22 protein-coding genes and 1 tRNA gene are annotated in these 23,436 nt (G+C 65.1%); 14 read left to right on the plus strand and 9 right to left on the minus strand.

All coding sequences use genetic code 11. The features are described from left to right. A partial coding sequence (locus tag ACFQ2S_RS16435) for a transposase domain-containing protein (protein WP_386076485.1) occupies positions 1 to 155 on the plus strand: 155 nt, incomplete at its 5' end. A 28-nt stretch (positions 156 to 183) separates the two neighbouring features. Here ACFQ2S_RS16435 and gluQRS read toward each other — a convergent pair. The 6 genes from gluQRS to gyrA all read right to left on the minus strand — a co-directional run bounded on the left by gluQRS (position 184) and on the right by gyrA (position 7,033). Then, positions 184 to 1,035 carry a tRNA glutamyl-Q(34) synthetase GluQRS gene (gene gluQRS, locus ACFQ2S_RS16440; RefSeq protein WP_386076095.1) on the minus strand — a complete coding sequence of 284 codons (852 nt, stop codon included), beginning with the start codon at positions 1,033 to 1,035 and terminating at the stop codon, positions 184 to 186. Next, positions 1,032 to 1,679, minus strand: a complete 648-nt coding sequence (locus ACFQ2S_RS16445; RefSeq protein ID WP_386076097.1) for a Crp/Fnr family transcriptional regulator — start codon at positions 1,677 to 1,679, stop codon at positions 1,032 to 1,034. Before ACFQ2S_RS16445 ends, gluQRS begins: the two co-directional genes overlap by 4 nt. Before the next feature lie 73 nt (positions 1,680 to 1,752). Further along, positions 1,753 to 1,941, minus strand: coding sequence for a hypothetical protein (locus ACFQ2S_RS16450; protein WP_386076099.1), 189 nt, complete (start codon positions 1,939 to 1,941; stop codon positions 1,753 to 1,755). Beyond that, positions 1,938 to 3,311, minus strand: coding sequence for a methylenetetrahydrofolate--tRNA-(uracil(54)-C(5))-methyltransferase (FADH(2)-oxidizing) TrmFO (gene trmFO, locus ACFQ2S_RS16455; protein ID WP_386076101.1), 1,374 nt, complete (start codon positions 3,309 to 3,311; stop codon positions 1,938 to 1,940). The genes ACFQ2S_RS16450 and trmFO overlap by 4 nt, the downstream gene beginning before the upstream one ends. Before the next feature lie 105 nt (positions 3,312 to 3,416). Beyond that, positions 3,417 to 3,998 (minus strand): hypothetical protein, encoded by a 582-nt coding sequence (locus ACFQ2S_RS16460; protein ID WP_386076102.1) that lies wholly within the window; start codon positions 3,996 to 3,998, stop codon positions 3,417 to 3,419. Positions 3,999 to 4,273: 275 nt separating this feature from the next. Then, the gene (gene gyrA / locus ACFQ2S_RS16465; RefSeq protein ID WP_386076104.1) at positions 4,274 to 7,033 is read right to left on the minus strand and encodes a DNA gyrase subunit A; all 2,760 of its coding nucleotides are present in this window, start codon (positions 7,031 to 7,033) and stop codon (positions 4,274 to 4,276) included. A gap of 194 nt (positions 7,034 to 7,227) precedes the next feature. On the opposite strand from gyrA, the gene ACFQ2S_RS16470 reads away from it, so the two are divergent. Then, positions 7,228 to 7,491, plus strand: a complete 264-nt coding sequence (locus ACFQ2S_RS16470) for an usg protein (RefSeq protein WP_386076106.1) — start codon at positions 7,228 to 7,230, stop codon at positions 7,489 to 7,491. A 13-nt stretch (positions 7,492 to 7,504) separates the two neighbouring features. Here the strand turns inward: ACFQ2S_RS16470 and ACFQ2S_RS16475 are convergent, their stop codons facing one another. The 3 genes from ACFQ2S_RS16475 to ACFQ2S_RS16485 all read right to left on the minus strand — a co-directional run bounded on the left by ACFQ2S_RS16475 (position 7,505) and on the right by ACFQ2S_RS16485 (position 9,947). Then, the gene (locus ACFQ2S_RS16475) at positions 7,505 to 8,803 is read right to left on the minus strand and encodes a hypothetical protein (protein WP_386076107.1); all 1,299 of its coding nucleotides are present in this window, start codon (positions 8,801 to 8,803) and stop codon (positions 7,505 to 7,507) included. 107 nt (positions 8,804 to 8,910) lie between these two features. Further along, positions 8,911 to 9,372: a disulfide bond formation protein B gene (locus ACFQ2S_RS16480; protein ID WP_386076109.1), complete on the minus strand. Its 462-nt coding sequence runs from the start codon at positions 9,370 to 9,372 to the stop codon at positions 8,911 to 8,913. Continuing rightward, positions 9,369 to 9,947: a YqaA family protein gene (locus ACFQ2S_RS16485; RefSeq protein WP_386076110.1), complete on the minus strand. Its 579-nt coding sequence runs from the start codon at positions 9,945 to 9,947 to the stop codon at positions 9,369 to 9,371. The genes ACFQ2S_RS16480 and ACFQ2S_RS16485 overlap by 4 nt, the downstream gene beginning before the upstream one ends. A 72-nt stretch (positions 9,948 to 10,019) precedes the next feature. Here ACFQ2S_RS16485 and ypfJ point away from each other — a divergent pair, with 72 nt between their 5' ends. The 12 genes from ypfJ to ACFQ2S_RS16545 all read left to right on the plus strand — a co-directional run bounded on the left by ypfJ (position 10,020) and on the right by ACFQ2S_RS16545 (position 23,426). Continuing rightward, a complete protein-coding gene (gene ypfJ / locus ACFQ2S_RS16490) occupies positions 10,020 to 10,880 on the plus strand; it encodes a KPN_02809 family neutral zinc metallopeptidase (protein ID WP_386076112.1) in 861 nt (286 codons plus the stop codon). Between the two features lie 145 nt (positions 10,881 to 11,025). Beyond that, positions 11,026 to 12,315, plus strand: coding sequence for a flavin-dependent oxidoreductase (locus ACFQ2S_RS16495; RefSeq protein WP_386076113.1), 1,290 nt, complete (start codon positions 11,026 to 11,028; stop codon positions 12,313 to 12,315). Positions 12,316 to 12,318: 3 nt separating this feature from the next. Continuing rightward, the gene (locus ACFQ2S_RS16500; RefSeq protein WP_386076115.1) at positions 12,319 to 12,903 is read left to right on the plus strand and encodes a TRAP transporter small permease; all 585 of its coding nucleotides are present in this window, start codon (positions 12,319 to 12,321) and stop codon (positions 12,901 to 12,903) included. After that, on the plus strand, positions 12,900 to 14,252 hold the full coding sequence (locus tag ACFQ2S_RS16505; protein WP_386076116.1) for a TRAP transporter large permease: 1,353 nt from the start codon (positions 12,900 to 12,902) through the stop codon (positions 14,250 to 14,252). Before ACFQ2S_RS16500 ends, ACFQ2S_RS16505 begins: the two co-directional genes overlap by 4 nt. A 56-nt stretch (positions 14,253 to 14,308) precedes the next feature. After that, a tRNA-Leu gene (locus ACFQ2S_RS16510) sits at positions 14,309 to 14,394 on the plus strand. 270 nt (positions 14,395 to 14,664) lie between these two features. Beyond that, positions 14,665 to 16,074, plus strand: a complete 1,410-nt coding sequence (locus ACFQ2S_RS16515) for a serine/threonine-protein kinase (protein WP_386076117.1) — start codon at positions 14,665 to 14,667, stop codon at positions 16,072 to 16,074. Positions 16,075 to 16,108: 34 nt separating this feature from the next. Further along, a complete protein-coding gene (locus ACFQ2S_RS16520) occupies positions 16,109 to 17,545 on the plus strand; it encodes an FHA domain-containing protein (protein WP_386076119.1) in 1,437 nt (478 codons plus the stop codon). Next, on the plus strand, positions 17,511 to 18,464 hold the full coding sequence (locus ACFQ2S_RS16525) for a PP2C family protein-serine/threonine phosphatase (protein ID WP_386076121.1): 954 nt from the start codon (positions 17,511 to 17,513) through the stop codon (positions 18,462 to 18,464). The genes ACFQ2S_RS16520 and ACFQ2S_RS16525 overlap by 35 nt, the downstream gene beginning before the upstream one ends. Positions 18,465 to 18,480: 16 nt before the next feature. Further along, a complete protein-coding gene (locus tag ACFQ2S_RS16530) occupies positions 18,481 to 19,710 on the plus strand; it encodes a hypothetical protein (RefSeq protein ID WP_386076123.1) in 1,230 nt (409 codons plus the stop codon). A gap of 206 nt (positions 19,711 to 19,916) precedes the next feature. Continuing rightward, a complete protein-coding gene (locus ACFQ2S_RS16535; RefSeq protein WP_386076124.1) occupies positions 19,917 to 22,013 on the plus strand; it encodes a hypothetical protein in 2,097 nt (698 codons plus the stop codon). Beyond that, positions 22,013 to 22,927 (plus strand): hypothetical protein, encoded by a 915-nt coding sequence (locus ACFQ2S_RS16540; protein WP_386076126.1) that lies wholly within the window; start codon positions 22,013 to 22,015, stop codon positions 22,925 to 22,927. Before ACFQ2S_RS16535 ends, ACFQ2S_RS16540 begins: the two co-directional genes overlap by 1 nt. A gap of 136 nt (positions 22,928 to 23,063) precedes the next feature. Further along, positions 23,064 to 23,426 carry a hypothetical protein gene (locus ACFQ2S_RS16545; RefSeq protein ID WP_386076127.1) on the plus strand — a complete coding sequence of 121 codons (363 nt, stop codon included), beginning with the start codon at positions 23,064 to 23,066 and terminating at the stop codon, positions 23,424 to 23,426. The last annotated feature ends 10 nt before the right edge of the window (positions 23,427 to 23,436 follow it).

Genomic DNA, 23,436 nt, shown 5'->3' on the forward strand with positions numbered 1-23,436 from the left:
ACTGGGCCGTCATCGCATCGTTGATCGAGACCTGCAAACTGAACGCCGTCGATCCACACGCATGGCTGACAAAGACCCTGACAGCCATCGCTGGCGGCCACATGCAGCGCAACATCGCTGACCTCATGCCTTGGAAATACACTGCCAAGCTGTGACCGGAACACCGGTTACGCAGGCCTGGACTCAGAGCCCGACCATCGCGCGGATGTCGTCCGGCGTTTGACCCTCGGAACGATAGGTCGCGATGGCACGCGCATCGTCGCGCTTGGCGAGACGCTTTCCGGCCGTATCGCGGATCAACTTGTGGTGATGATAGATCGGTGTCGGAAGCTCGAGAAGTCTCTGCAAAACCACATGAATCGCCGTCGCGTCGAACAGGTCCCGGCCGCGCACGACGTGCGTGATGGACTGCGCCGCATCATCAACCACCACGGAGAGGTGGTAGGAGGTGCCCATGTCGCGCCGGGCGACGACGATATCACCGACACCGGTCACCAGGGCCTCGGGCGACAGGCTGATCCGTCCGGATTCACCGTCCGGCCCTGCGCCGATCTCAGTGAACTCAATCGCATCAATGCCTTGCAACGCCCTTCGCATGTCCAGCCGCAAGGCATCCACGGGCAGAGCGCCGGTGCGGGGGACAGCGCGGCAGGTGCCCGGATAGACGACCCCGTCCGGACCATGGACCGGCTCGCCGCCTTCCTGCGGCGCACTGGCGGCCTCGAGAATGTCCCGCCGGCGGCAGGCGCAGGGATAGAGCAGGCCCCGCTGCCACAGCACCTCCAGCGCCGCACGATAATCCGAAATACGCTCCGATTGCCGCATCAACGGTTCCGGCCATTCGAGGCCGAGCCAATGCAGATCGTCGTAGATCTGCGCCTCCCATCGCTGCCGGGACCGACTCTGGTCGATATCCTCGATCCGCAACAGGAAGGTTCCACCCGCCGAAGCGGCGAGGTCCGAAGCAAGCATGGCGGAATAGGCGTGACCGAGGTGCAAGGGCCCGGTGGGAGAAGGCGCGAAGCGGGTTCTCAAATCTGCGCCCCGACAGGTTCATTGCCGAACTGATGGCGAAAGACATCCGGGTTTCGTTCGACTGTCTGGATCAAACGCCGGGTGATGATCTTCATGATCGCCATGCCGAACGCGGGATCCTGGAAATAGAGCTTCAGGAACGTGGCCTCGTCGACGACGTGGATCCGTCCCGGCACCACGCAACGCGCCGTCGCCGTCCGGGCCTTGGCGTCGGTGAAGAAGGCGATCTCGCCGAAAATGTCGCCCGACGAGAGAGTTATACCCAGTTCTTCGAGTAGAATTTCCCCGGACTCGATGTAGTATAGCGCATCCGGCCTGTCACCGATGGAGAAGATCGTTTCTTCCGCGTCAAACGGCCGGGGGCGGCTGTGCGACGTTAACACGGAGAAATCGGGCGGATTGTCGGTGCGCACGGATTCGACCCGTTTGCGCATCGACAGGATCTGGAAGGTCCGCCAGAGATTGAACGGCAGCAGGATCAGATCGAGAAACAGCATCGGCCACAGGCCGAGCATGGTCGAGTAGCAGATGAACAGGATGTTCGATGCAATCGCCGCCAGCCGGAGCGGGAGCATCGTCTTCATCGAATAGGCCGCCAGCGTGGCCGCCGAACCGGCCCAGCCAAAGATTTCCGCGATTTCCATAGGTTCCTCCCGTCGCCTGCGGGACGGTAGCGATCAATCGCAGCGCAGCAAACAGGTTTGCAGGGCCGGTCCGTCAGTTACCGCGGCGGATGTTGCCCTGGTGGATCAGCAGCCAGGCCAGAATGATGAACATCGGGTGGGTGAGACCGCCCGAGAAAATGAGCGCCGGCACCCAGATGAAAAAGATGACGATCCCGAGGATTGGCCGGCCCGCGAGCATGATCGACAGGGGCGGAAGCAGGATCGCGAGGACGTAGTTCATGGTGCCTCCGCGACGGCCGGTTCGGGCGCCGGGATGCCCAGCCAACCGGTCCAGGCCACCTTGGCCCGGTCGGTGTAGAGCTTGTAGCGCACCTTGCGCCCCTTGCGGCCGCCCTTGGCGTCCACCGGGCGGAAGAGCCCGAAGTTGACGTTCATCGGCTGGAAGGTCTTGGCCTCCGCACCACCGGTGATGTGGGTGAGCAGGGCACCCATCGCAGTGTCGACGGGCACCGGCGGCAGAGGTTGGCCCAGCACCTCGGCGGCGGCCATCCGGCCGGCCAGAAGGCCCATCGCGGCGCTCTCCACATAGCCCTCGACGCCGGTGATCTGGCCGGCGAAGCGGATGTGGGGCCTGTTTCGAAGGCGCATCTGGTCGTCGAGCAGCGTGGGAGAGTTGATGAAGGTGTTCCGGTGGATCCCGCCAAGACGCGCGAAACGGGCATTCTCCAGTCCCGGAATCATCCGGAACACAGAGGTTTGCGAGCCGTACTTCATCTTGGTCTGGAAACCGACGATATTGTAGAGCGTGCCGAGGGCATTGTCGCGGCGCAGTTGGACGACGGCATAGGCCTTTTCCTCCGGCTTGTGGCGGTTGGTCAGCCCGACCGGCTTCATCGGCCCGTGGCGCAGGGTTTCGCGACCGCGCTCCGCCATCACTTCGATCGGCAGGCAGCCGTCGAAATAGCCTGCCGTCTCGCCCGGCTTGAACTCGGTCTTTTCGGCGGCAAGCAGCGCGTCGATGAAGGCCTCGTATTGCGCGCGGTTCATCGGGCAGTTGAGATAGGCCGTGCGCTCCTCTTCCGTGTCGCCCTTGTCGTAGCGCGACTGCATCCAGGCCACATCCATGTCGACGGAGTCGAAATAGACGATCGGCGCGATGGCGTCGAAGAAGGCGAGGCTCTCCTGGCCGGTCTCGGCGGCGATCGCCTCGGCCAGAGCGCCGGAGGTCAGCGGGCCGGTGGCGATGATCCAGGGGCCATCCTCGGGACCGGGCAGGGCGGTGATCTCGCCCTCGGCCACCGTGACCAGCGGATGTGCCCGGAGCTTTTCCGTCACGGCTTCGGAGAACGGATCGCGGTCGACGGCAAGCGCGCCGCCGGCGGGCAGGGCGTGGACATCGGCGGTGGTCATGATCAGCCCGCCTGCGGCCCGCATTTCCCAGTGGAGCAGGCCGACGGCGTTGTTCTCGTCGTCATCCGAGCGGAAGGAATTGGAGCAGACCATCTCGGCAAGATTGCCGGTGCGGTGGGCGAAGGTGCCGACCTTGGGCCGCATCTCGTGCAGCACCACGGGAACGCCCATGTTGGCGGCCTGCCAGGCGGCTTCGGAGCCGGCCATGCCGCCCCCGACGATATGAATTGCGCGTGTCATGGGCGCGATTTAAGGGCTTCCGCCGGGTTTGGAAAGGCGCCTCACGCATAACATGACCGCCGCATCCTCTGGAAAGGAGCGACGGTGGCATGGGACGATGTGCGATCAGTTGGAGCGCGCGAGTTCGAATTCCTCGCGGAAGATGGTCTCCATCTCTTCCACCGATACCGGCTCCCGGGACTCTGGACGCTTGGAAGACGGCCGGCGCTTGCCCGAGATGGGCCGCACCGTGGCATCAAGGGCGTCTGCCTTGCGGGGCACGATCTTGCGGGGCACAATTTTTTTTCGAACCGGCGTGCGTTTCGCCAGGGCACGGGCATCGGTCTCGACATAGGTGAGCATCAACGCGGCGATCAGGGCGAGATCGCGCCAGAAGGTGCCAAGTTCGTCGGCCACGCCGAGATCCAGCATCCGCAGGTAGCTCGACCAGAAGGTGAGAATCCCCAGCGTCAGCGCCGCCCCGCGCAGCCAGACACCAATCATCACCATGTAGGCCAGCATGAATACAAGGAATCCGCTTGCAGCCCCGGCAAAGGGTTGCGGCATCACCCGGATGAACATGGGCGTCAGGTCGGTGCCCGGGATCATTCCGACTGCGCCGGCGAGAAAGTAGGAGGCGATCAGGATTCGCAGGAGGTTCTGGCCTGCGGAACTCAGCACCAGGCGTTCCCTCGTTAAATCGCGCATAATTGGTTTCCTGCTTTTTCGCCGCCCGGGGCAAACCACGCGCTTGCCTACTAACCTGCATCCCCTGGCGACAATTCTTGTCTGTTCGCAGAATTGTTCCGAACTGCGGCGCGGTGAGGGACAAAAATGGGTAATTCGCGTGAATGAATGTGGTCGATCATCGGGAGGGATTGCTTCCCGATGTTCGGAGTGTGGCGCCGGAACGCCCTGAATTTAAGATAAAATCAACCGAGCGGCGGCTTCGGGGGCACAATTGCGCCCCCGAAGTGCCTGATTCACTCGGCCGTGTCGCCCGCTTCGGGCAACTCGTCGTCCTCGCCTTGTTCGGCGATGCGAGCCACGGAAACGACCTTTTCATCGGCCGCCGTGTGGAACACGCGAACGCCGCCAGCGCCGCGGGATCGGAAGGAAATGCCGTCCACCGGGCAGCGGATCGACTGGCCGGTGGAGGTCGCGAGCATGATCTGGTCGTCGGCTTCCACGGGGAAGCAAGCCACCAGCGGGCCGCCGCGCATGGCGCGGTCCATGGCTGCCACGCCCTGGCCGCCACGCCCGCGCACCGGGTAGTCGTGGCTGGAGCTGGTCTTGCCGGCACCATTGGCGGTGATGGTCAGGATCAGGTCCTCCGCCGCCGACATCTCGGCATAGCGCTCGGGCGAGAGCTGGCCGCCCTCGACGGCGACTTCCTCCTCGTCCGGCTCCGCATCGTCGGGAGCCCCGGCCACGAGACGGCGCTGCTTGAGATAGGCTGCGCGCTCCTGCGGATCGGCTTCGAAATGGCGAATGACAGACATCGAGACGACCTCGTCACCCCGGCCAAGCCGGATGCCGCGCACGCCAAGCGAGGCGCGGGAATTGAAAACGCGCACATCGGTGCTGCGGAAGCGGATCGCGCGACCAAGCTTGGTCACCAGCATCACGTCGTCGTCCTCGGAACAGATGCGCGCGTTGATCAGCCGGGTGTCGGCGTGCTCGTCCTCGAACTTCATCGCGATCTTGCCGTTGCGCATGACGTTGGTGAAGTCCGACAGCTTGTTGCGGCGCACCGTGCCGGCGGAGGTGGCGAACACGATCTGCAGATCGTCCCAGTCGCTCTCGTCACGGTCGACCGGCATGATCGCCGCCACCGAAACCCCTGTCGGGATCGGCAGAATGTTCACGATCGCCTTGCCGCGCGCGCTGCGCCCGCCGGCGGGCAGGCGCCAGGTCTTCAGTTTGTAGGCGATACCGTCGGTGGTGAAGAACAGGAGCTGTGTGTGCGTATTGGCGACGAAGAGCGTGGTTACCACGTCGTCGTCCTTCAGGGCCCCGCCGGAGAGCCCCTTGCCACCGCGGCGCTGCGAGCGGAACTCGCTCAGAGGCGTACGCTTGATGTAGCCGGACTGGGTGACTGTCACCACCATGTCCTCGCGCTCGATGAGGTCCTCGTCCTCCATGTCGCCGGCCCAGTCGACGATCTCGGTCCGGCGCGGCACGGCGAACTGCTCGCGCACCTCGCGCAATTCGTCGGAGATGATGCCCATGATCCGCTCCCGCGAGCGCAGGATTGCGAGGTAGTCGACGATTTTCCCAGCGAGCTCCTCGAGCTCGTCGGTGACTTCCTTCACACCCATCGCGGTCAGGCGCTGAAGCCGCAGGTCGAGGATCGCGCGGGCCTGGATCTCGCTGAGGTTGTAGGTCCCGTCGTCGTTCATCGTGTGCGTCGGGTCGTCGATCAGGCGGATGTAGTCGGCGATGTCGGAGGCCGGCCAGCGGCGGGTCATCAGCTTTTCGCGGGCCTCTGCCGGATCGGCTGAGGAGCGGATGGTGGCCACGATCTCATCCACGTTGGAGACTGCCACTGCGAGGCCGCAAAGGATGTGGCTGCGCTCGCGGGCCTTGCGCAGTTCGAACGCAGTACGCCGCGCGACCACTTCTTCGCGGAAATCGACAAAGGCGGTCAGGAAATCGCGTAGGGTCAGCTGCTCCGGCCGGCCGCCATTCAGCGCCAGCATGTTGCAGCCGAAATGCGTCTGCATCGGGGTGAACCGCCAGAGCTGGTTAAGAACCACGTCCGGTGTGGCGTCACGCTTGAGTTCGATCACCACCCGCACGCCGACGCGGTCGGATTCGTCGGCTACATGGGCGATGCCCTCGATCTTCTTGTCGCGCACCATCTCGGCGATCTTCTCGATCATCGAGGATTTGTTGACCTGGTAGGGGATCTCGTCGAGCACGATGGCGAAACGGTCCTTGCGGATTTCCTCGACCCGCGTCTTGGCCCGCAGGATCACCGAGCCACGGCCCTCCAGATAGGCCTTCCGCGCCCCGGACCGGCCGAGCATGATGCCGCCGGTAGGAAAGTCTGGACCGGGGATATACTCGATCAGGTCCTCCGAAGACAGATCCGGGCTCTCGATCAGGGCCAGCGTCGCGTCGATCACCTCGCCAAGGTTGTGCGGCGGGATGTTGGTCGCCATGCCGACGGCGATGCCGCCAGCGCCATTGACCAGCATGTTCGGGAACCGCGCCGGCAGGACCACGGGTTCCTTGTCCTTGCCGTCGTAGTTGTCCTGGAAGTCGACGGTGTCCTTCTCGATGTCGGCCAGCAGGAACGCCGCCGGCTTGTCCATCCGGACCTCGGTATAGCGCATGGCCGCAGCGTTATCGCCGTCCATCGAGCCGAAGTTGCCCTGGCCGTCGAGCAGGGGCAGGGACATCGAGAAGTCCTGCGCCATCCGCACCAGCGCGTCGTAGATCGCGCTGTCGCCGTGGGGGTGGTACTTACCCATCGTGTCGCCGACCGGGCGCGCGGACTTGCGATAGGGCTTGTCATGCGTGTTGCCGGTTTCGTGCATCGCATAGAGGATGCGCCGGTGCACCGGCTTCAGGCCGTCGCGCAGGTCCGGAATCGCCCGGCTCACGATCACGCTCATCGCGTAATCGAGGTAGGACGTTTTCATCTCTTCGGCGATCGAAATCGTCGGCCCTTCGTACGCGGGACGCTCGGGGCGATCTTCTTCTTCGTTTTCAGGGGGTTCCGGAGTATCGATCATTCTCTGCCTGCGATTTGTGCGCACCGCTATATCTAGTTGGCGCATCTTAGCCGATCCGCGAGATCAGGTGCAATGCCGGCGGCGAAAAACCCCTGTCAGCCGGGCCGCCAGAGTGCCAACAGATTGTTTTCTTTGGAGAAGATCTCGAAGGGTGCATCATTGCCGACACAGGCAATGCAATGGAGACGCCGAGAATGCGCGAGACCGAACTCATGTTGGCGGGCTACGGGCTAACCACCGCCGAGATGTTCTATCGTATGCCCGACTACCGGAACGTGCTGAATTCCTTCATATGGCAGGATTACGATCTTGCCCCGGACCACCCGCGACTGTTCCGGTTCATCGAGTTCTGGCAGGAGGAGATCGAAGGGCCGCTCCACTCGGTCCGTTTCGTGCACCGCAAGGAGATCGCCCCCGGCGAATGGCGCAACGTGAAGGGCGAATTCTACCTTCAGTGATCTTGCGGCGGGCCTAGCCGGCTTCGTCCAGCGCCACCTTTGCGTCCTGGCCCTTGGCCTTGTGCTCGGCCACGCCTTTGACCTGCTCCAGCCCGGCGATCGCCCCGACGTCGGAGGCGGATCGGTTGTTGACGATATGCGCGCCATGGCCGGTGGCCTTGGTAACGTGGATCGCATGTGCCAGAAGCGCCTGGTCGATCCACCAGTTCTGGCCCTGCGGGACGAACAGTTCATCGAACAGGCGGGAAAAGACCGCCATGAAGCCCTCTGCCGCCGGCGTGTCACACATGGTCACGACCTGCGCGTTGCAATGGTTCCAGAACAGCTGCGAGGGGTATTCGTAGAACACGGTGAGGCCCATGTCCTTGCCTTCGAAATAGGCGTTGTACTCGGCCGGATCGGTGGTGAAGACCTTGTCGGCGTCGATCGCCGTGATCCGGGGCGCACCGTGGTGGCGCAGGATTTCCGGCATCCTGAGGAACCGCATCGAGGCGTAATAGGCCGTGTCATGCGGCGCGGTCTCGAAGGAATAGCGAATGTTCCCGGCCGTGGGGCGCGGGCCGTCTGTCGGATTGGCTATATGGAAATGCAGGTTCACCCGGCCGTCGGCCGAGGCGATCAGCCCCTCGGAGAAGAGGTCGAAGTATTTCTGGTCGACACCGACGAGGAACAGCGGCTTGTCCTCGGCAAAGCTTCGGTCGCTGTCGAAGGTGACCGGGGCGCGCACCGGTGCGTCGGTCGCTGTGCCGAGCCGCACCAGTTCGTCGAGCGTGCGGGCCATCGCGAGCCCGGTGTGCATGTGCGGGAAGCGGCCGATCGCAAGCTGGGCGCGCCGGCTCCGGTCGAAGGCATCGTAGGCCTCGCGCACGTTGCGCATCGCGTAGTGCAGCGAACCGAGATAGAGGGTGCGGATCTCCTCGGGGCGGCTGTTCAGGTAGGCCCCGACAGGGTCCTGCGAGCGGGCGTCGTCGCCATCGGCCGCAAGCGCCCGCAGACGCAGGGCGTTGAGCTCGGGCTCGTCGAAGATCTCGGGCGCATTGCGGAACACCAGCGAGACGAGAAACCGGTCGAGGACGTCGCGCAGCCCGGGCGACAGCTCCTGCGATTCCATGATCTCCAGCAAGACTTTCGGGCGCAGACGGGGACGGTGGCGCGGATAGGCCTTAAGCTTGCGCTCGAGACGCCGGTGAATCCGATCGATCCGCGCGGGGGTGTCGGATGGCAGCTTGAGAGCCTCCTCCACAGCCTGCCGGTTCATCCCGTTGCGTTTCGCTTCTCCGCGTTTGCCCTTCTTGCGTAGACGTTCTGCCATCTCTGCCTGCCTTGCCCCTCTGTCCGGCGGCATTCTGCGATGCACCGAAGCCCGGCGGGTTCTATCCCCCTGCACGGGGGAGGGTCAACTCGAACCGGGGGACAGGCTCAACTTCGGCAAGCGGCGAGCAGCCACACGGCAATCAGGCCAAGCGAAAGCATCACGTTCATGTTGGCGAAGGACAGGCCAAGGATGGAATAGGAGATCTCGTCGCAGCGCACGATGCCCACGCTGAAATCGGTGCTCAACAGATCCGAGCCCGCGAGCCCGGACAAATCCTGCCCGCCGGTGCAGTCGGAAGGCCCGGCCCAGAGCTTGCGCTCCACGCCGCTGTGATACACCGCCAACCCCAGGCTCACAGTTGCGACCAGCCCGCCGAGTTGCATCAGCAGCCGGTGAGGCCAGACCAGCGTCAGCGCCGCCAGCGCCGCCATGACGACATGCGGCCAGCGCTGGAGGATGCACAGATGGCAGGGCAGGATGGCCATGACATGCTGGAAGAAGAAGGCGCCGACGAGGCTGCCAACGGAGCCGGCCAGCGCCAGGAGAAGAAGCGATTTCCGAGTCACAGGTATTTCACGAGGTAGAAACCGCCAAGGAGCATCGCGACGAAGAGCGTGAGCATCAGCCCGAGGCGCTTTTCGATGAACTCGCGGATCGGCGGTCCGTATTTCCACAGCAGCCCGGCCACCAGGAAGAAGCGGCCGCCACGGGCGATGATCGAGGTGACCATGAAGGTCCAGAACGGCATCCCGGTCCAGCCGGACATGATCGTGATGACCTTGTAGGGGAAGGGCGTAAGCCCAGCGATCAGAACCGCCCAGAAGCCGACATCATTAAAGCGCTCGTTGAAGGCTTCCATCTTGTCGGTCTTGCCGAGGTTCTCGAGGATAGGCTGGCCGATCTGCTCGAAGGCGAACGCGCCGATCGCATAGCCGAGCATCCCGCCGAGGACCGAGGCCACCATGGCAACACCCGCGATCCGGAAAGCCCGGTGCGGCGTGGCGAGGATCATCGGAATCATCAATACATCCGGCGGGATGGGGAAGAACGAGCTTTCAATGAAAGCGACGATCGCCAGAGCCCACATCGCGTGTTTTCCGGCGGCGAGAGAAATCGTCCAGTCGTAGAGTCCGCGAAGCAATGTCTGGTTTCCTGTAATGCTGCAATGTGCAAACATCACGCGCAGGTTCCGGGGTCAAGCGGGGGATGGCGCATGAAATGGCAAGGGCGGCGCGGGAGTCGCAACATCGAGGATCGACGCGGTCGGTCCGGACCGGTCCGGACCGCAGGTGGCATTGGCGGCCTCGGGCTGCTGGTGATCGTTGTTCTCGGCTGGATCCTTGGGATCGACCCGTCCTTTCTGATCGGCGGCGGTCAGCAATCGGCGCCGGGCGGCTACAGCAGTGGCCAGGCGCCCAGCCCGGAGGAGGATGCGGCGGCCCAGTTCGTGTCGGTCGTCCTCGCCGACAACGAGCAGATCTGGGCGAACCTCTTCCAGACGCAGGTCGGACAACCCTACAATCCGCCGATCCTGGTGCTGTTCTCCGGCGTCACCCAGTCACCCTGCGGAAATGCCTCCGGTGCCACCGGGCCGTTCTACTGCCCGCTCGACAAGAAGGTCTATCTCGACACTGCCTTCTTTGCCGAGCTGCGGGACCGGTTCGGCGCGAGCGGTGATTTCGCGGCGGCCTACGTGGTGGCCCACGAGGTCGCGCACCACGTGCAGGACGAACTCGGCATCCTCGCGCAGGCCAACCGCATCCGGGCGCAGGTCGGGCAGGCGGAATCCAACGCGATCTCGGTCCGGATCGAGCTGCAGGCCGACTGCTATGCCGGGATCTGGGCGCGGCAGGTCCATGAACAGCTCGGCACGCTGGAATCGGGCGACCTCGACGAAGCGCTGGTCGCCGCGCGGGAGATCGGCGACGACACTCTCCAGCGCGAGGCCGGACGGGTGCCGCGTCCGCATACCTTCACACACGGCACGTCCGAGCAGCGGCAGCGCTGGTTCGCGACCGGGGTGCAGTCGGGACAGCTGGCGTCCTGCGACACCTTCGGCACGGACGCATTGTAGGCCGCGCCGTAGCTCCGACGACAGCCTTGCAAGCAGCGCATGGGTGCCCCAGGGCGGGCCATTCATTGGTTGCAAACCGTGACCGGACAGACGCATAGGAGGGCAGCACCTCCCAGAGCATCCAACCGCAACGGAGCCACGCCTGATGACTGTCCTGATCTGCGGAGCCGGCATTTCCGGCCTCACCCTCGGCCTCTCGCTGCACCAGGTCGGGGTTCCGTTCCGGATCATCGAGGCCATCGCGGAACTGCGTCCGCTCGGCTTCGGCGTCAACCTTCAGCCTCACGCAGTGCGGGAGCTCTATGATCTCGGCCTGAAGGAGCAGCTCGACAAGATCGGCCTGCGCACCGAGCGCATGGCCTATTTCAACGCCCTCGGGCAGGAGATCTGGTCGGAGCCGCGCGGGCTGCAAGCTGGCTATCTCTATCCGCAATACTCGATCCATCGCGGCGGCCTGCAGATGATGCTGCATGAAACCCTGCTGGAACGCTGCGGCCCGAGCGCGATCCTCGCGGGCGCAAAGGTCAGCGAATGGAAAGAAACGCCGCAGGGGCTCGAGGTCGTCCTGACGGACCGGAACTACGGCGTCGAGCTTGACCGGATCAAGGGCTCGGTCCTCGTCGCCTGCGACGGCGCGCGGTCCTCGGTTCGCAAGACCCTTTTCCCTGAGGTGAGCGCGCCCAACTTCCGTCACACGATGATGTGGCGCGGCGTGTCTCACGGGCCGCGGTTCCTCGGCGGGCAGACGATGACGATTTCCGGCGAGAAGGGCCGAAAGTTCGTGGCCTATCCCATCGCCCACAAGGGCAGGGACCAGAGCTTCATCCACTGGATCGCCGATATCGACAACGCCCCCAAGCGCGACATGGACAAGCAGGACTGGAGCCGCAACGGCGATATCGCCGACGTGCTGCCGAGCTTCGAGGACTGGCATTTCGATTGGCTCGACGTGGCCGAGTTGATCCGCAGCACCGAGCTTTGCTGGGAATGGCCGCTGGTCGACCGCGACCCGCTCCCGAGCTGGACGCTCGGGCCGATCGCGCTCCTGGGCGATGCCGCGCATCCGATGTACCCGATCGGATCCAACGGGGCCTCGCAGGGCATTCTGGATGCCCGTGTCATGGCCCGCGAGATCCGCGACCAGGGTGCGACGGCTTACGCGTTGGTCAGTTACGACGCGGCGCGGCGCGAGCCGGTGAACGCCATCATGGCCGCCAACCGCGGCGAAGGACCCGATGCGGTGCTCGATGCGGTGGCCGAACGCGCGCCGGACGGGTTCGACGATATCGACAGCGTTCTGAGCGAGGACAAGCGCCGTGGCTATTCCGACCGCTACAAGCAGGCCGCCGGCCTGACGGTCGAGGAGATCAACGCCCAGCCTTCGATCATCGGCGCGGCCCCGGCGGCGCCCACGCGCGGCCCGATCGGGGACTGACGCGTGACCGAGACGACGCTGGCGCCGGCACGCCCGGAACACCTTGTGGAAAGCGCCGCGCGCTGGCTGGCCTGGCTCGGCGGTACGATCCTTGCAGCACTGTCGGTGATGACGGTGGTTTCCATCGTCGGTCGCTCGCTGGACGGGGTCGGCCTCGGCGCGGTGCGCGGCGATTACGAGATGGTCGCCAACGGCTGTGCGCTTGCGGTCTTCTACTTTCTCCCGTGGTGCCAGCTTCGGCGCGGCCACGTCACGGTCGACATCCTGACCAATGCCTTCCCGGCCCGCATCCAGGCGATCTTCGGACTGATCGGCGATCTGCTGATCACCATCGCCTCGGCGGTGATCCTGCGGCAGCTCTGGTTCGGATTCGGCGAGAAGTTTCCCTACGGCTCCGACGCGCTGCGCGACGCGCTCGGGATGAGCTACAAGCCGTTCTTCCCCGAGACGACCTACGAATTGCAGGTGCCGGTCTGGACCCTCTATGCGGCGGCGCTGCTCGGCGCGGCGATGATGGTGATCGTGGGCCTCTACACGGTCTGGCGATCCTGGGGCTGGGTCCGGGACGGGCAGGAGAGCGCGCTATGACCGGACTTCCCCTGGCATTGACCGCGCTCGGCATGATGCTGGGCGCAGTGTTCCTCCGGGTGCCGATCGCGCTGGCAATGGGCTTCGCGGGCTTCTTCGGCACCTGGTATGTGATTGGCACGCCCGACGGCTCGATGGCGCAGCTCAAGACGCTGACCTACGAGACCTTCTCCAATCAGGGCCTCGCAGTGGTGCCGCTGTTCCTGCTGATGGGCCAGATCGCCACCCGGACGGGCATGTCCTCGGCGCTGTTCGCCGCCGCGTCGGACTGGCTCGGCCACCGCCGCGGCGGGGTCGCCATGGCCTCCATCGGCGCCTGCGCGGGGTTCGGCGCGATCTGCGGCTCCTCGCTGGCGACGGCCTCGACGATGGGGCAGGTGGCCCTGCCGGAGATGCGCGCGCGCGGCTATTCCGACGCGCTCTCGACAGGCGTTCTGGCCGCCGGCGGCACCCTCGGCATCCTCATCCCGCCCTCGGTGATCCTGGTGATCTACGCGATCCTCGCCGAGCAGAACATCGTCAAGATGTTCATGGCCGCGTTGATACCGGGTGTGCTCGCCGCGCTCGGATACATGCTAACGGTGGCGCTCTATGTCCGGCTGCGGCCCGGCGCGGGCCCCGTCGGCCGGCGCAAGCCCTGGAGCGAACGCTGGGGCACCCTGCGCGCCACCTGGCCGGTGATCGCGATCTTCGGGCTCACCATGGGCGGCATCGTCGGCGACTGGGACTGGTCGCGCCCGGGCGACCAGGCGCTCTTCACCCCCAACGAGGCGGCGGCCTTCGGCTGCACCGCGACGGCGCTTTACGGTTTCCTGCGCGGCCGCCTCTCAATCGCCGGCCTGCTGGAATCCTTCCTCGAGACCGCCAAGGCCACGGGCATGATCTTCTTCATCCTGCTCGGCGCCGAGATCTTCAAGGGCTTCCTCGCGCTCACCCGCGCGCCGAACCTGCTGGCCGACTGGGTGCTGACACAGGGCTATGCACCGATGCTGGTGCTGGTGGCGATGCTGCTGTGCTACCTGCTGTTCGGCTGCGTGATGGAGAGCCTGTCGATGATCCTGCTGACGGTGCCGATCTTCCTGCCGGTGATCGAGGCTCTGGACTTCGGCATGTCGGCCGATCACACGGCAATCTGGTTCGGCATCCTCGCGCTGATCGTCGTCGAGGTCGGGCTGATCACGCCACCGGTGGGGATGAATCTCTTCATCCTGAACGGCGTCGCGCCGGACATCCGGATCGGCCGCACCTATGTCGGCGTGATGCCCTTCATCGTCTCGGACCTGCTGCGCGTCTGCCTTCTGGTGGCCTTTCCCGCCATCTCGCTCTGGCTCGTCACGCTGACCGGCTGAGCCCGCCCATTTGTGCTGGCGTCGTGCTTTGAGTGGCGCTAAACAGGCGCTCGGTGGCCCGAGTGGCGGAATGGTAGACGCAGCGGATTCAAAATCCGCCGGTAGCAATATCGTGCGAGTTCGAGTCTCGCCTCGGGCACCAGAGATCCTCTGATTCAAGACGAATTCCTTGCCCACAGGACGTGTTTTCCCTGGGAAGACGCGCTTTTTGGATGATCGGTCGCCGCCCTGAATCGGATGCGCCCGGCGGGCAGGACGGCGCATCGACCATCACCAGCTCAGCGCATTGAAAAGGCAGTCCATAGGAAGTGACCTCTTTGACCATGTTTCCGCCACAATGAGGCGACAGGGTAACCTCTGCGGCTGTGGCCAGACTGCAAGATAGCGTCGGTGCGGCGGGGAAAGGGTAGTGATGCGTTCGGGGACGGAACCGAAAGATCAGAGCCACGGAAGGACCTACGGGGACGAACTCCCCGTCGGGTCCGAGTTGCTGCGTGGCCAGTATCGGATCGAACGGTTCCTGAACTCCGGCGGTTTCGGCATCACCTATCTGGCCCGCAACAGCCTGGACCGCATCGTGGTGATCAAGGAATGCTTTCCCGGCTTCTTCTGCTGCCGTTCCGGCAACGAGGTTCGGGTGCGGTCAGACGCGCATGCCAAGGATTACCAGACCCTCATCGACCTGTTCCGCACCGAGGCGCGGTCGCTGGCGATGCTGGAGCACCCCAACATCGTGCGGGTGCACGAGGTGTTCTCGGACAACAACACCGCCTACATGGCGCTGGATTTCGTCGAGGGCAGGGACCTTCACACCCTGATCGCCGAGGATGGCGAGCAGATGGGCGCAACCGAGGTCCGCGACCTGCTGATGTCGCTGCTGACCGCCGTGGCCCATGTCCATGCGCGCGGGATCCTGCACCGGGACATCTCGCCCGACAACATCCTGATCGAGCGCAACGGCAACCCCGTGCTGATCGATTTCGGCGCCGCCCGGGCGGAGGCCGCGCGCGGACCGCGGGGCGCGTCGGCGCTGCAGGCGGTCAAGGATGGCTACTCGCCGCACGAGTTCTATTCCCGCAGCCGCACCCATTCCGCCGCCAGCGATCTTTACGGCCTGGCCGCGACCTTTCACTTCGTGATCACCGGCGAGGCGCCGCCGCCCAGCCAGGACAGGCTCGCGGCGATCGCGGAGCACATGCCGGACCCTTACCGCCGGCTCGAGGGCCGGGTCGCCCGCTTCGACCGGCCGTTTCTGGCCGCGATTGACCGGTCGCTGCAGGTCCTGTCGCGGGACCGGATGCAGAGCGCCCAGGAATGGCTGCTCCAGATCGACGACCAGAGCCGCTATTCGGAAGCGCTCGCGACCGCCCGTGCCGACGCACGGATCGACCATCTGGTGAGCCAGTTGGTGGCCCAGACCAATGTCGAGCTGGAGAAGTCGCTTGCGGAAGAGCGGGAGCGCGAATCGGAAGAGGCCCGCCTGCGGGATGAAGAGGCCGAGCGAAAGCGGATCAAGGACGAGAGACGCCGCCTGGAGCTCGAGGAGCAGGAACGCCGGGATGCCGAGGAGGCGGCAGCGCGGCGGCCGGGATCGCTGTCGGAATGGGAAGAGGATTACGAGCGCGGCCGCGTGCCGATGGCGTCGGCCGAGGTGCCCGCTCTGCGACCGGAAATCGACTACTACACGATCGTTTCCAGGAAATCGAAAGACCGTACCGAGGACCCGGAGGAGAAGCTCCGAACGGAGGCGGCCGAAGCGCCGCGTTCCAGGAAGTCCCTTTTGGGATTAGGCCCGCGGAACCCCGAAACCCGCCTCCACTGATAAAACACCCCCAAGTTGCCGGGAGAGCCGACAAATGAGATTTATCTCCGAGCTGATCGAAAAGAAGAAGGCCGCCGAACCGGATGCCTCGAACCAGGATGCCAAGGTCCGCGCCACCGGCGGTCTTGCCCTGCATGACGCGACCCGGCGTCGCCCGGTGTCCCTCGTCGACGAATCCTTTCCTTCCTCCGGGCGGCGGCGCGACACCTCTGGCTGGGGCGCAGATCCGGACGATCTGGCTGACACGCTGGAAGGTGGGCCGGATCAGTCGCTGTCCGCCCGTCCGCGTAATGGATTTCATCAAAGCCTTGCCTCGGTTCGCCGCACCGAGATCCCGCGGGAGAAGCCGTCCGACGCCGGCGCACTGCATCCGTTGCGCCAATGTGGCCGCCCGGCCGAGCTAGCCGACGCGGAGACCGAGGCTGGCGCCGCCGAGGATCACGATGCATTTCACGACGCGCCGGAGTCACCGGCGGAGGATCAGGCAGAGGCGCCGTTCCTTCTGACCGAGGGGGCAGAAACGGAGGCCGAAGAGACCCTTTCTGACGAGCTCGACGATGCCGCCCGCACCGAGAGGAACCTAAACCTCGCGTTCGAAACCCCTCTGAAGGCCGTTTCTGCGGGCGTCTTTCACGAAAAGCCCGCGGCCGACTTCGATCACAAGGGCGAAACCGAAACCGCCGTCGGCGCCCTGAGCACCGCCGAGAACGATCTCGATGAGGGCGCAGTCGAAGCCGCTCCGGAAGCGGTGGCCGAGGATGGCGGGCCCGATCTGGAAGAAGCGGTCGGGAACACGCTGCGCATCTGGGATCTCGATGGCGAGGACGAGGCGGACGAAAATTCTGTTATGGCGGCGGAGGACGACGATACCGAACCGCTTTCCTGTGATGCCTCTAGCGATCTCGACTGCACGTCCGAACCTGTCGATAGCCCGGAGGAAGCGGCCGCCGCGGCCAGCGAGCCCGCGCCGGAACGGATCGAGCGCCCGCGCGCCGGTCGCGTCAAGACCCGGTTGCTCGGCTTCCATCGCCCCGAAGAGCTGGAGGCCGATCCCTTCTCCGCCCCCCAACGCAGCAAGGTGGCCGACGTAGCCCAGTTCCCCGTTGGCTGGCTCGTCGTCGTTCGCGGCCCCGGCCGCGGCGCCAGCCACGCGCTGTTCCAGGGCGTCTCGACCATCGGGCGCGCCGACGACCAGACAGTGCCGCTCGATCACGGCGATACCAGCATCTCCCGCCAATCCCACGCCGCGATAGCCTACGACGAGGAGCAGAACGCCTTCTTCATCGGCCACGGCGGAAAGGCCAACCTGGTGCGTCTGAACGGAATGCCGGTGCTCAGCACCGAGCCTCTCACCAGCGGCGACGAGATCCGGATCGGAGAAACCACGCTGCGTTTTGTTGCCCTGTGCGGGTCCGAGTTTTCATGGGGTAACGACGATGACGCTGGTGCGCGGGATGCTGCAACGATCTGAACCAACGTTCGAGGCGGCATCCGCTGTCAGTGTGGGCAAGCGCGCCTATCAGGAGGATGCGGTGCTGTTCGACTGCCCGGTGGGCGGCGAGACCGGTCTCGTGGTGCTGTCGGATGGCATGGGCGGCCATGCCGCCGGCGACGTGGCCAGCAGCATCGTCCTCACCGAGGTGTTCAGCGAACTCAAGCTCCAGTCGACCCGCCAGGAAGAAGACGAAACCGGCGTCCGCACGCTTCTGATGCGCGCAGCGCATGGAGCGAACGACTGCATCCGCGCCTATGTGGACGAGCAGCCAGATGCACTCGGCATGGGAGCGACGCTGGTGGCCGGCGTTCTTCGCGGGCCGTTCCTGCACTGGATCTCCATCGGGGATTCGCCGTTGCTGCTGTTTCGCGGCGGAGAGCTGATCCGCCTGAACGAAGAGCATTCCTTCGGCCAGCAGATGGATTCGATGGTGGAGGCCGGGTTGATGACCCGCGAGGTGGCAGACCATCATCCCGACCGCAACTGCCTGACTTCGGTGGTCGGTGGCGGAGGGATCGCACAGATCGACTGTCCGGACATTCCCTTTGAACTGTTCGACGAGGATATCCTGATCTTCGCCAGCGACGGGCTCCAGTTCCTGCCCGACAGCCGGATCGCCGAGGTGCTGGGGGACTGGCAGAAGACCCCGAGCACCAGCATCGCCACGCAACTGCTGCGCGAGATCGAGCGGCTCAACGATCCCGACCAGGACAATGTCTCCATTGTCGTGGTCAAGGTGGCGATGGCGCGTGCGCCCATGGCCCGTTCGCCCGAGCCGCGCCCGCAACGGGCGCCCGTGACCCCGGTGCGGCCAGAGCCCTTGCGTGCAAATCTCGACGTGAAGTCGGCCGATCCGGGAGGGAGGTCGGTCCTCGTCTTGCGCGGCGCGCCCTGACGTGCGACTGGCAGGCATGAGCCAACACGCGACCTTCGACCAGATCTGCGACCGCCTGCACGCCCTGATCGAGGGCGGGCATCTGCCGGACAAGGCCGCGCAGCAGGCAGGACGCCTGCTGCAGCGGCTCGAAACGCCGGTGCGCTTTTCGCTGCTCGGGCCTTCGAGCGTCGAGCGGGCACGGATCATCAATGCATTGCTCGACCGCGACGTCGTGCCGCTCTGGCCCGGCCGGCCCTCCATGCAGCTCGGGTTCGGCGAACAGCCGGCTACCAGCGCCACGTTGTCGAACGGGCGGCGGGTTGCGCTGGACGACCTCGACGGCGGGCTTGCCCCCGAGACGGTGTTCCTGTCGCTGACCCGAAACGAGCCGCTTCTGCGCACGACGCGGCTGCTCGACGTTGTGACGGACGGAACCCCGGCTGAATTGCGCATGGCGCTGCGGTGGGCGGCGAAACGCACGGATGTCTTCCTGTGGTGCACGAGTCGCTTCGACCCCGCGGAGCAGGACGTCTGGCGCAGCGTCGACGAGCGCTTCATGGATCACGCGTTCCTCGTGCTCTGGGGCGAGGACAGGGAGATCCGCGCCCGGCAGCTCAAGGCCGAGTTGGCCGGCGAGTTCCTGGATGTGATCCCGGTGAACCTGGATGCTGCAAAGCCGTCGGAAGATCCCGGCTTGCGGAGCCTTTCGCAGGGACTGCGCCGCCATGTCGACCTCGGCAGGCAGGCCGACAACGATTCTGCCCTGCTGTTCCTGAAGAAATTCGCCGATCTGGCAGGGCAGCCCGATCTGGCGCGGGGCACCGCCGTAGAACGGCCCTCAGCCGCCGCGCCGCTCGCACCGCCTGTGTCGATGCCCGTATCGTTCAGGGATCCGCCGGCGCCGTCCGTCGCGGAGCCGGAAGATGCGGCCGGGCGCGAGGCGGTGCAGCGGGCCTGCCGGCAGGGTCTTTCGCTGATCTGCGACCGGGCGCGCCAGCTCGGCGCGCTGCTGAACGACGATGTCTCGGGAGACTCCGAGGGAATTGCGGCGCATTGCCGACAGACCATCGAACACCTGACCGGCATCCTCGATTCCGCCGCCGATTTGCCACATCAGGACCGCGCTGCGTTCTCGGACATGTTGATGAGCGCCGAGGAATTGCTGGTGCTGATGGAGATCGAGGGGGACGGTCAGCCCGGCGTCGACAGCCTTTGCCTGTTGATCCAGCTACGCCGGGCCTTCGAGGAACGGCTGGCGGCCTGAGCGAGTGACGCGGCCTGTTTTCGGCGCGTCACAATCGGTTAACCTTAGTGACCGGCTCTCGCTCCTCGCCCGATTGCTGCCTTAGTATTGCCATCAAGCCCCGCGATTGTCGGACATACACGGGTGTAGACGTGCGGCCGGCCGCTGCCAATGATGGTCTGGCCGCATTTGCGTCTCGCCCGGCCGTATCGTCGCGAGGGTGCTGGATGAAACTCGACAGCAAATTCGAAACCGCAGAGATGCTCGAGCCGGCGGCGGAGCTGGACCTGCTGGCCAATGGCGCCTCGGCCCTGCGTCCGATTGCCGACGGCCTCGACGAGCTGTCGCAGGCCATAGACACCATTTCCGACATCGGCGACCGGGCGATCTCGGCCAGCACGCGCAAGCTGCAGCAGCGGCTGCGCCGCGCCGAGCCGAGCGTCACCATGATCGGCCAGGTGAAATCCGGCAAGACATCGCTCGTCAACGCGATGATCGGCTGCCCGGACCTGCTTCCGGCCGATGTAAACCCCTGGACCTCCGTGGTCACCTCGATCCACCTCCGCTCGCGGCCGCTGGTCGACAGCAACCGCGCGGTGTTCCGCTTCTTCGAGCAGGACGAGTGGAAGCGCCTGATGCAGGGCGGCGGGCGGCTTGGGGAACTGGCCGGGCGGGCAGGAGCCGACGGCGACCTTGCCAAGGTCGCGGCCCAACTCGACGCGATGCGCGACAAGTCCCTGGGGCGGCTCGGGGACAAGTTCGAACTGCTGATGGGCCAGGAGCATAAATACGGCTTCCTCGATCCGGAACTGGTGGAGCGCTACGTCTGCCTCGGTGACGATTTCGAGTTCGACAACGACACTTCGACAAGCCGCGGCCGCTTCGCCGACATCACCAAATCCGCCGATCTCTACATGTACCGCCCGGAATACCCGGTCGACCTGTGCATCCGCGATACGCCAGGCGTGAACGACACGTTCATGATGCGCGAGCAGATCACCGTCCGGGCGATCCGCGAAAGCCGCTCCTGCGTGGTTGTGCTGTCGGCCCACCAGGCGATGAGCGCGGTCGACCTCGCGCTGATCCGGCTGATCGCCAACATCCCCTCGCGCAGCGTGGTGATCTTCGTCAACCGGATCGACGAACTGTCCGATCCCGGCTCGCAGGCCAGCGACATCGCCGCCAGCATCCGCAAGACGATCAAGGACCATCACGGCCCCGCTGATGCAAAGATCATCTTCGGCAGCGCCTACTGGGCCAACCATGCGCTTCGCGGCAACGTGGGCGAGATGGACCCGCATAGCCGCAGCGCGCTGATCAACTGGGCCGAAGCCGAGACAGGCGGAATGCCCGAGGATGCCGACGGCCAGCTTTCGCCAGCACAGATCTGGGAGCTTTCGGGCCTGCCGGAACTGTTCTCGGCACTTTCCGAGCGGGTGTCGGACTCGGTCGGGCGGGACGTGTCCGACAACGTCGCGCGCACCGCGTTCAACCTTGTCAGCAGCCTGGAGACCACCGAGCGGATCATGGTCCGGCGCGAGCACGACAGCAACGTCGTGCCGCTCAACCGCAAGGCCCTGCCGTCCGAGCTCGACCGCATCGAGAAACGCAGCATCGCCCGGATCGACGAGGAATTCGCCAAGCTGATCCCGGAATTCCACGAGCGGCTCGACCGCGCCAACCTCGGTTTCTTGGATCGCGCCACCGGGGCGCTGATCAAGCATCTCGAAGCCTATGGCGAGCTGTCCGTCTGGAACTACGACCCGACCGGGCTGCGCATCCTGCTGCGCACCGCCTACCAGGTGTTCGTCCGCCGCAGCCAGGCCGTGGTGCAGAAGATCTACGACGACGCAGCGGTCGAGATCCGCGAACTCTATGTTCGCGGCTTCGATGTGGACAGCGCCGCTTTCTCCATCGAACCGCCCGCAGTTCCCTCGGTGCCGCCACCGGTGTTTCTTGGCCAGACCATCGCGCTCGACATGAACGCGGGCTGGTGGAAGCGCTGGTGGCGGAGCCGGCGGGGGTATCGGGCCTATGCCAAGGACTTCGGGGAACTGATCCTCTCGGAAACCAGCTCGATCGTGCAGGCGCTCAAGAACGACTATGGCGAAACCACCCGCGATGCCGCGATGGCGCCGCTGGTGGAATTCACCCGCGCTCAGCGTGCGATCCTCGAAGACCTGTCGCAGCGCAGCGAGATCCTCCCGGAGGACCTCGGAGACTACGGCCTCGGGGAGGAGGCAAAACACAAGGCAGCCGCGCTCGCGTCAGCCAAACAGGTGCTGATGCGGCATCTCGCACCGAACAAGACGGAGACCCATTGATGCAGACCTTCGCCACATCCGGATCCGCTCGTCCCGTGGTTGCCCTGATGGGCGAGTTCAGCGCGGGCAAGAGCACACTTGCGAACCTGCTTATCGGCGAAGGTGTGTCGCCGGTCAGGGTCACCGCCACCCAGCTGCCGCCGATCTGGTACGCCCACGGCGCGCCCGGCGCGGAATGCGTCGACCATGATGGCGGGGTGACGGAGCTCGACCTCGACGATCTCGGATCGGTCTCGGTGGAGGACACCGCCTACATCCGGATCCGTCTGGAATCCGACATTCTCGAGCTGATGGATTTGATCGACATGCCGGGCATCTCCGACCCGAACCTGTCGTCGAAGACCTGGAAACAGGTGCTGCCCTATGCCGATTGTGTGATCTGGTGCAGCCACTCCACCCAGGCTTGGCGGCAGAGCGAGGCGGCGATCTGGTCGGAGGTGCCGGAGCACCTCTATGACAACAGCATCCTGCTCTTGACCCGTTTCGACAAGATCCTGACCGAGATCGACCGGCGGCGATTGCTGGCCCGCGTGCGCTCCGAGACCGACGGGCTCTTTTCCGGCGTCTTCCCGATCTCGCTGCTGCAGGCCGCGAATGCGGAAGAGGACCGGACCGCGTGGGAAGATAGTGGTGCAGAGGATTTCACCCAGAAGCTGCTCGATGTCGTGATGGGGCTGCATCCGGCCGCGCGCGACGAGCGACCTCGCCCTGTTGTCGTGGACGATGCGATCCTCGTGGAACGCCGAACGGTGGGAAGCGACGACCTGGACACGGAGCCCACCGAGGCCGCTCGGGCACCAGCCTTTGCCGGCGGTGTCGGTATGGTCACACCACGTCGCGTGGTGCGCCGCGCAGGGGCCAGCACCTCCCGGGAGCGTTTGCCGCGCTCGGCGCTCGACGAGGTGAGTTTCTGAGCCACCGGCCAGCGTCGCGCCGGCAAAGTTCCAAGTGCGTGCAGGGCGCGATCGCGGATGCAATCTCCGATTGAGGGTCGACATCCGGCCTGCAAGACGGGAAATGGTGTCATCGGTTCACTGGAAGATCGCTGACATGACACTCACCGCGCGGGACGAGACATTGACCAAGGATCTCGACAGGCTCCGGCGCACCCACGCCGGGATGGACGCGCTCGTCTATCTCGACTTCAAGGCCGGGACGGTGCTCTGCGTGAGTGCGGCGGCGGATCATCCGCAGGAAGTCTTCGACGAATTGTGCAGCCTTTGTGCCGAGACCTTCACCGATCTGCAGCCGCAAACGACACAGGCGATGGTGGTGACGCTGACCGAGGTGCTGGTGCTGCAGCGCTCCTCGAGGACGCCCGGCACGTCGCTTTGCCTCATCCTCGATCCCGAGATACCGCTCGACGAGGTCAGGAAACTCGCGCAGCAGGCGCTGTCGCAGCTCGAGCTGTGATCCGGCAGAA

Source organism: Tropicimonas aquimaris, from assembly GCF_042676185.1.
GTDB classification, from domain to species: domain Bacteria; phylum Pseudomonadota; class Alphaproteobacteria; order Rhodobacterales; family Rhodobacteraceae; genus Tropicimonas; species Tropicimonas aquimaris.